We start from the raw sequence: 11,811 nt of genomic DNA, 5'->3' as shown, positions 1-11,811 counted from the left end.
CTCTAAACTTTATTTATCGTCTTCGATTTTGCAAGTATCACAAGGTAAGTGACGGCCAATTAATTTACGATAAGCCAGTGCACCTAAGATACCGCCAATAAATGGAGCAATGATTGGAACTAAGAAGTAAGGAATATCACGTCCACCAGTCAGTGCAATATCGCCCCAACCTGCAAAGTACGCAACCAGTTTTGGACCAAAGTCACGTGCTGGGTTTAAGGCGAATCCTGTTAATGGACCAAATGCGCCACCGATAACGGCAATTAAGATACCAATCAGTAAAGGTGCTAATGGGCCTTTAGGTACACCGTTACCGTCATCAGTTAAGGCTAAAATTAAACCAACAAGGATAATGGCAATGATAACTTCGACAAAAAAGGCATGTACAACGGAAATTTGAGCTGCGGGATAAGTAGAGAATACACCAGCAGTGAAGAGACTTTCTTGTGAGCCCCTGACAATGCCATGAACTTGTTCGTAGTCGAGGAAAACACTGTAGTACATAAAATACACAATGGCTGCAGCGGCGAAGCCACCTAACATTTGTGCAATAATATAAGGGATAACTTTTCTGCGTTCAAAGCAAGCAAATAGCCAAAACGCAACAGTAACTGCCGGGTTCAAGTGAGCACCAGAGGTGCCTGCGGTAAGGTAAACGGCTAAGGCAACACCCAGCCCCCAGATAATACTTATCTCCCACAGTCCTAGCTCTGCGCCTGCAATACGTACTGCAGCAACACAACCAAGGCCGAAGAAGACTAGCAACGCAGTTCCGATAAATTCAGAAATGCATTGACCCATAAGAGAGGTTTTCGTCTGGCTCATATATTCTATCCTGAAAGAGGGTTATTTATTGTTAGTATTCTTTTCGAATTGAAAAGATAACTGTGAATTTATCGTTAATGAGCGTAAACGAGAATAAGCGAAATTGAAATTTGTGTGTCTCATCAAGAAAATGAGTGAAAACGCTCTTAATTAGTGACTTGTTCGACATTTGTAATGTGATCTGACCAGTGTTTTTGATAAATTGAAAAAAGAATGTAATTCAACGGAAGATGCTAGACAGTTGTTGATAGGCTACTTACAATCGGAAGTATCGATTATATGGGGGATTACAGTATGTCATTTGAAGTTTTCGAAAAATTAGAATCAAAAGTACAACAAGCTATTGATACCATCACGTTATTACAGATGGAAATTGAAGAGCTAAAAGAAAAAAATGATGCGCTGAACCAAGAAGTTCAAGAAGCAAAAGGCTCACATGAAGCACTGATCCGTGAAAATGATGAGTTGAAACAAGAGCAATCAAGCTGGCAAGAGCGTTTACGCGCACTGTTAGGTAAAATGGAAGACGTACAATAATTGTCTTTATTTGTTTAAGGCCTAAAAAACAAAAGCCACCGTCTGGTGGCTTTTGCATCTTAAATGGTCAGTAAAGTGGTTAAAAACGGATAAAGAGCAAATTACTCTTCAATCAAATCTTCATCTAAGCCTAAAGGCTCTTCAGATAAGATGATCCCTGTGTTATCTGCATAAAGATAATCACCAGAGAAAAATGTCACACCGCCGAAGTTAACGCGGATATCGCTTTCACCAATACCTTCACTTGGGCAACCTACTGGTATCGCAGCCATGGCTTGAATGCCTAAATCAAGCTCTGACAACGCGTCAACTTGACGTACCGCACCGTAAATTACAATGCCTTCCCATTCGTTTAAGACAGCGAGTTGAGCCAGCTCAGCATCAACTAAGGCTTTACGTACAGAGCCCCCGCCATCAACTAAAAGAATACGGCCTTTGCCATTTTCTTCTAATAAGTCATAAAGCAGGCCATTATCTTCAAAACATTTAACGGTTATGATTTGTCCACTAAAGGCACTTTGACCGCCAAAGTTTGAGAAAAGGGGTTCTACGACATTGATATCTTCTTGATAGATATCACAGAGTTCAGAAGTATCATATTTCATAGGATTTTACGTCAGGTTGCCACAGGAAAGCCCAGTATATCCCTTAACAGGGGCAGTTGGCAAAAGACTCACTGAAAATTCAGTGAGTCAAATCAACAATCCAGTGAAATTATTCTAAAACTAAACCTAAAGAGAAGAGGACATTCGTCAATAGTGCTGCTTTTACCATATGTTCAAGTAAAGGGCGCATTGCCTCACCTGAGTGATCCGCATTAACACGTTTAATATGCAGTAAAAGCATGGGGGTCGCGAGTAAGAATAGCCACGCTGTCCAGCGGTGCATATAAAGAAGTGTGAAAATAATTAAGCAAGCAACAGAAAGAAAAATCACACAAGTATGGTAAGTTCGTGATCCTGATGGGCCTAAGCGAACCGCTAATGTATTTTTACCCGCCTGAATATCGCTTTCTAAATCGCGCATGTTATTAATGTTTAGGACGGCGACAGAAAGTAAACCACAAGCCGTGGCCGGTAGCAGCGTTACAATATCAAAGGTATTAGCTTGTAAGTAGTACGTTCCAATAACACTTAACCAACCAAAGAAAATTAAGACAGAGATATCACCCAATCCCATATAGCCATAAGGGCGTTTACCCACGGTATACGTGATTGCCGCCACAATGGCGAATAATCCCATCATTAAAAAACCGATAGCATCTTCAGGTTTTTTACATGCAACAACAATAAGTGCAATACCTGAAATACAAGAGATAATAACATTTAAAATTAAGGCTTTTTTCATTTGAGCCGGCGTTATCATGCCTTTTTGCATTCCACGAAGTGGCCCTAAACGCTCTTCAGTATCCGTCCCTTTTACGGCGTCACCGTAGTCATTAGCAAGGTTTGATAGGATCTGTAAAGTGCTTGCAGTTAAAATAGCAAGCAGTGCAATAGGCAGCTCAAAATGACCCATCCAATACGCTAATGCGGAGCCAGTCACAATGGCAATTAACCCTAAAGGCAGTGTCTTGGGTCGTAAACTTTCAAGCCAGGCTTGAGTCCGGCTAGTGGAATTTAGAGAGCTCATGCTAAAATTCAATACTCATGTTCGTTGTTATTATAAAAATAAGAATGGGAGGCAAGCCTCCCACGTAAATATTGCTGATAAGGATCGCACAAGTTGATTATAAAATAAATCGACTCAGATCTTCATCTGCTACAAGCTCATCCAGATGCTGTTTCACATATTCTGCATCAATTAATACAGATTGGCCTTGTCGCTCTGTTGCATCGTAGGATATTTCTTCCATTAAGCGTTCTAAAACAGTATGTAAACGGCGAGCACCGATATTTTCAGTGGTTTCATTTACGCGCCATGCGGATTCAGCAATTTTGCGGATACCGTCTTCTGTAAAGCGAATAGTCACCCCTTCGGTTGCCATTAATGCTTCATACTGTTTTGTTAACGATGCATTCGGTTCAGTTAGAATACGCTCAAAATCTTCTGCTGTCAGCGCTTGAAGTTCAACGCGAATTGGCAGGCGTCCTTGTAATTCAGGAATTAAATCTGAAGGACTGGAAACTTGGAAAGCGCCTGATGCAATAAACAGAATATGGTCTGTTTTTACCATACCGTGTTTTGTTGAAACTGTACAACCTTCAACCAGTGGTAAGAGGTCTCGTTGTACCCCTTCACGAGAAACGTCAGGACCAGAACTTTGACCGCCACGTTTACAGATTTTATCCACTTCATCAATAAAGACGATACCGTGTTGTTCTACCGCATCAATCGCTTGTTGTTTAAGCTCTTCAGGGTTAACCAGTTTAGCGGCTTCTTCTTCAATAATCAGTTTAAATGCTTCTTTAATTTTCATTTTACGGGGTTTTTGTTTTTGGCCCGCTAAATTTTGAAACATAGATTGTAGCTGATTTGTCATCTCTTCCATTCCTGGAGGAGCCATAATTTCAACACCCATTTGGGTTGCTGCAATTTCAATTTCTATTTCTTTATCGTCTAATTGGCCTTCACGTAATTTTTTACGGAAAGCTTGACGTGCAGCAGAGGGTTCTGCCGCTTGCTCTGTGACACCCCAGTTATTTTTAGCAGGGGGGATCAGCGCATCAAGGATACGTTCTTCCGCCATTTCCTCTGCACGGAAACGATTTTTTTCAATCGCTTGGCTGCGTACCATTTTGACAGCAGAGTCGGTTAAGTCACGGATAATAGAATCAACTTCTTTACCCACATAACCTACTTCAGTAAATTTTGTTGCTTCAACTTTGATGAAAGGGGCATTGGCTAATTTGGCTAAACGGCGTGCAATTTCTGTTTTACCGACACCGGTAGGTCCAATCATCAGAATATTTTTTGGTGTTACTTCATGACGCAGCGCTTCATCGAGCTGCATACGACGCCAGCGGTTACGTAGGGCGATTGCCACAGCACGTTTTGCTTTATCTTGACCAATAATAAATCTATCAAGTTCGCTGGCAATTTCACGAGGAGTCATTTCAGACATGCGCTAAAATCCTTACTCTTTTGAAGAGATTTCTTCAAAGTTGACATTATGGTTAGTGTAAATACAGATATCTCCAGCGATGTTAAGTGCTTTTTCAGCAATTTCTCGTGCAGAGAGTTCCGTATTTTCTAGCATGGCTCTTGCCGCTGCTTGTGCATAAGGGCCACCAGAACCGATAGCAATTAAATCATTTTCTGGTTGAACCACATCACCATTACCCGTGATGATAAGTGATGTATTTTCATCGGCAACAGCAAGCAACGCCTCTAATTTGCGCAGCATTCTGTCTGTACGCCAATCTTTAGCAAGCTCCACCGCGGCTTTGGTTAAATGCCCTTGATGAAGTTCTAATTTACGTTCAAACAGTTCAAAAAGAGTAAAAGCATCAGCAGTGCCGCCAGCAAATCCCGCAATGACTTTGTCGTTATAAAGACGGCGTACTTTGCGAACATTGCCTTTCATGACGGTATTACCCATCGTCGCCTGTCCATCACCACCGATGACAACTTGGCCCTTACGGCGAACACTTACGATTGTAGTCATGAGTCAGCCCCTGGTTTAATCAATAAAAAAAGAGACGAGGAGTGCCTTTATTTGAGATAAAGCACTGCCCGTTATGTGAATTAGAATTATAGGTGGGGGAGAAAATTTATTTTTCAACCCCCAGAAGCGCGAAGAATACAACCTGATACGCCTGCCCCAGCGGCTTGTCTACTGACTGAGTTGGCTTGTTCTTTACTGTAAGGGCCTGATAATACGCGTATCCAGCCATCATTGCCTTTTGTGACTCGGCTTTCAACACCAGAAAAAGCCAGCGTTGCTCTGACGGTTTCAGCTTGTTCGGTATTTTTAAATGACCCACATTGCACTAAAAAGTGTGTTTCAGTAACCGCAGATTTAGGAGGGGCGACAACAGCGGGTGCTGATGCTTGTTCTTGTTGGTGCTGTGCAGGTTGTTGCACAACAGAAGGTATTGCCGTCGCTGGTGGGGTTACGATCACTTGAGAGCGTGGCACCTCACCATTATAAGGAACTTCAGGTAACTGAACGGCAGGTTGACGTTTATCCGCTTCAATTTGCTGTAAAAATCGTAGTTGCTCAGGCGAAAGTGTTGCTTTCGGATTAATCTGACTACCAGAAGAGGGAGATACAGGTTGTAAAGGTGTACCTACCTGACGATTTTCCAGTTCTTTAATATATTGCCAACGCTCTTGCGGTTTAGGCGGCAAACTATTCGCTGGATGTTGCCCCATGGTTGTTGGCGTTGTTTCGGTGACTTCTTTTTTATTATGCGTAATAAAATAGAGACCACCGACAAACAGCGCCACAATAGCGATTGCCGCAATAAGCGTTGTTAAAGGCAGCCCTTTAGCAGCCTTTTTATTTTTACTTTTCGTTGTCTTTTTACGACGAGCAGATGTCTGCCCTCGTCCCACATAGTCTCGTTGTGCCACAGTTCGATTCGCTGATAATTAAAGGAATAGGTATCACAAACGATATGTTACTTAACATAGTGTGTTTTGCCTAGCTTTTAAGCTGACAGACACTGTCTCTTATAATCAGCTCACAATCTAATAGACGAGAACCTGGCGCAACAGGTCTACCTTGTAGTTGATCAAGTAATAACAACATAGATTGCTCACCAATTTGATAACGAGGTTGTTCCATCGTTGTCAGTGCAGGCTCGCTGTAACGTGTAATATCAAGATTATCGAAGCCAATAACAGAGAGATCTTTAGGCAGTTCTAATCCCAATTTTTTTGCCTGCCACATAACGCCAATCGCCATAATATCACTGTGACAGAACACTGCAGTCGGTGGCTCAGGCAAAGAAATTAGCTTTTTCAGACTTTCTGCACCGCTTTCATGGGTAAAATCACCACGAATAATATAATCTTCACGCAAAGGCACACCTGTTCTCCGCATGGCTTGAATATAACCTTGTAGGCGATAACGGCATAAAGGCATATTTTCAGGGCCTGTAATACAGGCAATACGTTTATGACCCATTTGTTGCAAATAGTGTGTTGCTCTGAACGATGCAGTGAGATTATCAATATGAACAGTTGGCAATTCGAGTTCAGGTGCGAACTCATTAGCCATAATCATAGGGGGTAAATTTTTCTGTTCTTCTTTAGAGACATCAAAAGGAATGTGTGAACCAAGAAGTAACATGCCATCAATTTGTTTGGTGATAATGAGATTAATAAAGGCATTTTCGTGTTTTTGCTGATGCTTGCAATCACCAATTAAAACGAGATAACCGTGTTGTGCTGCCGTTTCTTCAATACCGCAGACAACATCTGTAAAGAATGGATCACTGATATTTGGGACGATCACGAGGATCGTTTTTGACTCATTACGTTTAAGATTTTTTGACAGGTTATGAGGGTAATAGCCCACGTCAAGAACAGCCTGTTCAACTTTCTGACGAGTTTGTGAGGATACTTTTTCCGGATTCATTAAAGTGCGTGACACGGTTGCTGTGGATACACCGGCTGCAAGGGCAACATCTTTCATTGTTGCTTGCGTATTATCTTTATTATTCTGTTGCAAACCCCATACCTCCCTTTTGGATGGTTTAGTTAAACGATTGCTTTTTTATTGCAAAAAAACCGTCGGTATTTAAAAAAGAATTTTATCGACGGTTTTAATTCAAGAAATATTCTAAATTGTTATTCTACTCGCTTTTTAAATAGATACTGTTACCTAGTTTGCATAAAAAGTGTGATACCAATCGTTTTTATGAGTTAGTTCGCAAAATTGATAAATAGTCTTGAGGTGTAACTAGTATTTGCCAGTAATTTTATTTCCCAAATAAATTTGGTTAAAATACATTCAAAATAGTTATAAAAAGACTATTAACCATCTGTTGGGTCAACATCAATATTCCACTTCACTTTCTTACTTTCAGGCAATGCCACAATTTGAGGATAAGTAACGGACATTAATTTTTGTAAATAGCCTCGTGATGGATGTTGAAGTAATAATTGCCAACGATAATTTCCACCTCGTTTAGCTTGAATTGCAGGAACGGGCCCCATGACCCATAAATTGGTATCACGCATGGGATGTTGTTCAAAAAATTGTTTTAGTTGTCGTAAAAATTGAGGTGCACGTTGGTTATTGTGATCTTCAGAGCGGATCATAATATGGCTTGAGTAAGGTGGTAAGAAGGTGGCTTGTCGCTCTTGCAACGCTTCTTTGGTAAACGCATCGTAGCCTTTTTCTAACAGTGTTGATAAGAGAGGGTGATCAGGTTGATGCGTTTGTAAATATACCGCACCTTGTTTCCCCGCTCGGCCTGCACGACCAGAGACTTGAGTATAAAGCTGAGCAAAGCGCTCCGCCGCCCGAAAGTCACTTGAAAACAGAGCGCCATCAACATCCAGTAACGCCACCAAAGTGACATCTGGAAAGTGGTGGCCTTTTGCTAACATCTGCGTGCCAATAAGAATACGAGAGCCTCCTTGATAAATATCTTCAAGTTGCTGCTCTAAAGCCCCTTTACGGCTGGTGGTATCTTTATCTATACGTGTAATGGGCGTATCAGGAAATAATTCACTAATACTTTGTTCAAGTTGTTCTGTTCCTAATCCGACCGGCAGTAAATTAGTTGAACCACATTGCGGACATTGTGCGGGAATACGGCGTTGACTATCACATTGGTGGCAACGCAACATGCCATGCTTTTGATGCAGAGTATAATAGTGGTCACAACGTGGGCATTCTGCAATCCAACCACATTCATGACATAGCAATGCAGGTGAAAAACCTCTGCGATTTAAAAAGAGCATCACTTGATTACCTGCATTGAGGTGCTCTTTAATTGCTTTAATCAGAATAGGAGATAGCCCCGAGATAAGTGGCTGCCCTTTTAAATCTATTAAGTGCTCAGTGGCAGGTTTTGCATTGCCCGCACGTTGGGTCAACGCCAATTGTTGATATTTTTTCTGTTCAACATTAAAGCTAGTTTCAATAGAAGGGGTTGCTGTGCCCATCACTATGGGGATATTTTCTTGTTTTGCACGGAAAACTGCTAAATCACGAGCATGATAACGCCAACCATCTTGTTGTTTATAAGAGCCATCATGCTCTTCATCGATAATAATAATGCCAAGATGTTGAAAAGGGGTAAGAAGTGCAGATCGCGTACCAATAATAATTGCATTATCGCCCCGTTTAGCGCGTAACCAAACGGCTAAACGTTCCGTATCATTTAATCCTGAATGCAAAACATCAACAGGAGCATTAAAACGTGCTTTAAAACGGCGGATAGTTTGAGGTGTTAAGCCAATTTCAGGTACTAATACTAACGCTTGTTTACCTTCAGCGAGGATCTTTTCTAATACGCTGAGGTAAACTTCTGTTTTACCTGAGCCCGTAATACCTAATAATAACCAAGGTGAAAACTGATCGGCTTGCGCGGTGATAGCACCAACTGCAATCGCTTGTTCTGTATTTAATTTAAAACGTTCACCTTGAACAGCAAAATCAGAGTGCCAATGTATCGGTGCGGGTTGAATAGGACGTAAATCTACGAATGCTTTCTTTTTTAAGTTATTAAGCGTTGCGGTAGTAATTTCAAATTCATCAAGTTGATGACGATATAAAGGGATGCGACGAAGGGCGGCTAATGCTTGTTGTTGTTTTTTTGCCCCTTTTAAACTATTGAGATCAAGATTGATCCCTTCGTCGGTGGCATACCATTGCCATAGTGGCGTGAATTCGGCAGGTTTTCCTTGTCGCAATAAAATCGGCATAGCATGAAATAACACCTCACCTAAAGGATAGTGATAATAGGCAGATGCCCAATTTAGCATATCCCATAAAACACCAGGAAAGAGCGTCTCAGTATCAAGGATCTCATCTATAGGTTTTAGCTTTTCGATTGGAAACTCACTGTGAGTGCTGAGTCCTTTGACAATACCAATAGAGCGACGTTTATTGCCAAAAGGAACGATCACCCGACTTCCTATCGTCGGTGTATTGCTCCCTTCTGGTAAAAGGTAGTCGAAGGAGGAAAACAGTGGTACAGGTAAAATTACCTGAACTATAGTCATATCAGGGTTTCCGAGTGTTTTAGCGAAAAGATGACGTTAAGAATATCACAAAAAGTGTGCAGATTTCATTGCGCGTTTCGCGGATATTCTGTATGATCCGCCCCCTTTGGTAGATAAATTACCAGACACTTAATTTCAATCAACACGACGTGTGGTGTTCGGCTGTGGGCTGAATGGCGACACGGCCTTAGTAGAGGTTTTCCATGAGAAAAGATATCCATCCTAAATACGAAGAAATTACTGCATCTTGTTCTTGCGGTAACGTTATGAAAATCAACTCCACTGCAGGTCACAACCTGAATCTGGACGTTTGTGATAAATGCCACCCATTCTATACTGGTAAACAACGTGATGTTGCAACCGGTGGTCGTGTTGATCTGTTCAACAAACGTTTCAAAATTCCAGGCAGCAAATAAGATATTTGTTGTCACAAGATGTCAGCTTAGTCTGGCATCTTGCAGACAGTTCGGAATTGAAAAAAAGCCCAAAGTTTTTTGCTTTGGGCTTTTTTGTTCTTGTTAATCAAGCAATTAGTCAAAAAATTGACGTTGATTAATACTCCCAAGTATCGGGATCAACCCCATGCTGGCGCATTATTTCTTTTGCCTCTTCAGGGATTTCATCGTTACGTTCTTTACGTAAGTCTTCATCATTTGGGAGAGGTTGTCCGGTAAATGCGTGCAAAAATGCTTCACACAATAATTCACTATTGGTTGCATGTTTTAGGTTATTAACCTGACGGCGAGTGCGTTCATCAGTCAAAATTTTCAACACTTTCAATGGAATTGAAACTGTGATTTTCTTAACTTGCTCACTCTTTTTGCCATGCTCAGCGTAAGGACTGATATATTCACCGTTCCATTCAGCCATGGATTACCTTAATTAATATCATTTAGTTGAAGTCAGAAAAGGGTTTGATCCCCATTCTGATGGGCAACACCAGTTTATCATGACTTTTCTAAAACCACCGACTCTTCTGACTGAAGGTGAGAGAAAAAGTGATAGTCACTGGTGATATCCTTATTTTGGGTATTATTCCATTACTTAATCTATCCGTAAAGGAGTTTAGATGTCTAGATGTATTGACGTCTTGGTGTCTAATTAGATATGCTGTGTTAGACTTCTCCACTTATCGCTGTGACAAGGTGCCTGTATGACGAAGAAAACAGCAACACTGGCTATCCATAATGGGCTAAATGAAGATACACAATTTGGTTGTGTTGTACCGCCTATTTATCTTTCTAGTACCTATAATTTCTTAGAGTTTAATCAACCACGTGAACATGATTATTCTCGCCGAGGCAATCCAACTCGCGATATGGCGCAAAAAGCGTTAGCCGAACTAGAAGGTGGTGTGGGCGCCGTTGTCACTAGCAGTGGAATGTCAGCAATCCATTTAATCTGTACCGCTTTTTTAAAGCCCGGCGATGTTATCGTCGCACCCCATGACTGTTATGGGGGAAGTTATCGTCTTTTTAATAGCCAACAAGAACACGGTGCTTATCGTGTGATTTTTGTTGATCAAAATGATGAGGTTGCGTTACAACAAGCTTTAGCCTACAAGCCTAAAATTGTCTTTATTGAAACACCTAGCAACCCATTACTGAGAATAACGGATATTCAAAAAATCAGTGAACTTGCTCATCAACAAGGGGCTTTAGTGGTTGCAGATAACACCTTTATGAGCCCTGTTTTGCAAAGGCCATTGGCATTAGGGGCAGATATCGTTGTGCATTCCTGCACAAAATACCTTAATGGGCATTCTGATATTGTTGCGGGTGTTGTTATCTGTCAGTGTCAGAAACAGCTTGAGGCGCTAAGCTGGTGGGCGAATAATATTGGTGTCACCTCTGGTGCATTTGATAGCTATTTATTATTACGAGGTATCAGAACGTTAGTACCTCGAATTCGACTTCAACAAGAAAATACACAGGCATTAGTCGCGTTTTTACAAACACAGCCTTTAGTCGAAAAAATATATTATCCCGCACTGGAAAATCATGCCGGCCATCATATAGCAAAAAAACAGCAGCAAGGTTTCGGTGCGATGTTAAGTTTTGAGTTAAAAGGAGGATTGGATGTGATTAAACTCTTTTTATCTCAATTAACTCTCTTTACACTGGCAGAATCTTTAGGTGGGGTAGAAACGTTAATTTGTCACCCTGCCACAATGACACATGCAGGTATGTCGGAAGAGGCGAAAAAAATAGCAGGAATTCACTCTGCATTACTTCGTATCTCAGTAGGCATTGAAGATAGTCAGGATTTAATCGACGATTTGCAAAATGCGTTTGATGCAGCAACTAAAAGGTAACCATGGAT

Annotated in this window: 12 protein-coding genes; 3 read left to right on the top strand and 9 right to left on the bottom strand. The window is 41.2% G+C overall.

The features are described from left to right. Positions 1-9: 9 nt before the first annotated feature. Positions 10-825 carry an MIP/aquaporin family protein gene (locus tag INT04_RS13470; RefSeq protein WP_193016628.1) on the bottom strand — a complete coding sequence of 272 codons (816 nt, stop codon included), beginning with the start codon at positions 823-825 and terminating at the stop codon, positions 10-12. 294 nt (positions 826-1,119) lie between these two features. On the opposite strand from INT04_RS13470, the gene zapB reads away from it, so the two are divergent. Then, on the top strand, positions 1,120-1,362 hold the full coding sequence (zapB, locus tag INT04_RS13465; protein WP_193016627.1) for a cell division protein ZapB: 243 nt from the start codon (positions 1,120-1,122) through the stop codon (positions 1,360-1,362). 101 nt (positions 1,363-1,463) lie between these two features. Here zapB and rraA read toward each other — a convergent pair whose 3' ends face one another. The 7 genes from rraA to priA all read right to left on the bottom strand — a co-directional run bounded on the left by rraA (position 1,464) and on the right by priA (position 9,489). Then, positions 1,464-1,967 carry a ribonuclease E activity regulator RraA gene (gene rraA / locus INT04_RS13460; RefSeq protein WP_193016626.1) on the bottom strand — a complete coding sequence of 168 codons (504 nt, stop codon included), beginning with the start codon at positions 1,965-1,967 and terminating at the stop codon, positions 1,464-1,466. 109 nt (positions 1,968-2,076) lie between these two features. Beyond that, positions 2,077-2,994, bottom strand: a complete 918-nt coding sequence (locus INT04_RS13455; RefSeq protein ID WP_193016625.1) for a 1,4-dihydroxy-2-naphthoate polyprenyltransferase — start codon at positions 2,992-2,994, stop codon at positions 2,077-2,079. A 97-nt stretch (positions 2,995-3,091) separates the two neighbouring features. Then, complete coding sequence (gene hslU / locus INT04_RS13450) at positions 3,092-4,426, bottom strand: HslU--HslV peptidase ATPase subunit (RefSeq protein ID WP_193016624.1); 1,335 nt, start codon at positions 4,424-4,426, stop codon at positions 3,092-3,094. Positions 4,427-4,438: 12 nt separating this feature from the next. Next, positions 4,439-4,969 carry an ATP-dependent protease subunit HslV gene (gene hslV, locus INT04_RS13445; protein ID WP_193016623.1) on the bottom strand — a complete coding sequence of 177 codons (531 nt, stop codon included), beginning with the start codon at positions 4,967-4,969 and terminating at the stop codon, positions 4,439-4,441. 113 nt (positions 4,970-5,082) lie between these two features. Next, positions 5,083-5,880, bottom strand: coding sequence for an SPOR domain-containing protein (locus INT04_RS13440; protein ID WP_193016622.1), 798 nt, complete (start codon positions 5,878-5,880; stop codon positions 5,083-5,085). A gap of 70 nt (positions 5,881-5,950) precedes the next feature. After that, a complete protein-coding gene (cytR, locus tag INT04_RS13435; protein ID WP_193016621.1) occupies positions 5,951-6,982 on the bottom strand; it encodes a DNA-binding transcriptional regulator CytR in 1,032 nt (343 codons plus the stop codon). A gap of 305 nt (positions 6,983-7,287) precedes the next feature. Further along, on the bottom strand, positions 7,288-9,489 hold the full coding sequence (gene priA, locus INT04_RS13430; protein ID WP_193016620.1) for a primosomal protein N': 2,202 nt from the start codon (positions 9,487-9,489) through the stop codon (positions 7,288-7,290). A 203-nt stretch (positions 9,490-9,692) separates the two neighbouring features. Between priA and rpmE the strand changes: the two genes are divergently transcribed. Further along, positions 9,693-9,905, top strand: coding sequence for a 50S ribosomal protein L31 (gene rpmE, locus INT04_RS13425; protein ID WP_064718473.1), 213 nt, complete (start codon positions 9,693-9,695; stop codon positions 9,903-9,905). A gap of 136 nt (positions 9,906-10,041) precedes the next feature. Here rpmE and metJ read toward each other — a convergent pair whose 3' ends face one another. Beyond that, positions 10,042-10,359 carry a met regulon transcriptional regulator MetJ gene (metJ, locus tag INT04_RS13420; protein ID WP_036933283.1) on the bottom strand — a complete coding sequence of 106 codons (318 nt, stop codon included), beginning with the start codon at positions 10,357-10,359 and terminating at the stop codon, positions 10,042-10,044. A 283-nt stretch (positions 10,360-10,642) separates the two neighbouring features. Here metJ and metB point away from each other — a divergent pair, with 283 nt between their 5' ends. Continuing rightward, positions 10,643-11,803, top strand: coding sequence for a cystathionine gamma-synthase (gene metB / locus INT04_RS13415; RefSeq protein ID WP_193016619.1), 1,161 nt, complete (start codon positions 10,643-10,645; stop codon positions 11,801-11,803). Positions 11,804-11,811: the final 8 nt, after the last annotated feature.

The sequence above is a fragment of the Proteus sp. FME41 genome (genome assembly GCF_014897315.1).
In the GTDB taxonomy this organism is placed as follows: domain Bacteria; phylum Pseudomonadota; class Gammaproteobacteria; order Enterobacterales; family Enterobacteriaceae; genus Proteus.
Note: the sequence above shows the minus strand (reverse complement) of the source record. Positions and strands in the feature narration are given on the sequence as shown.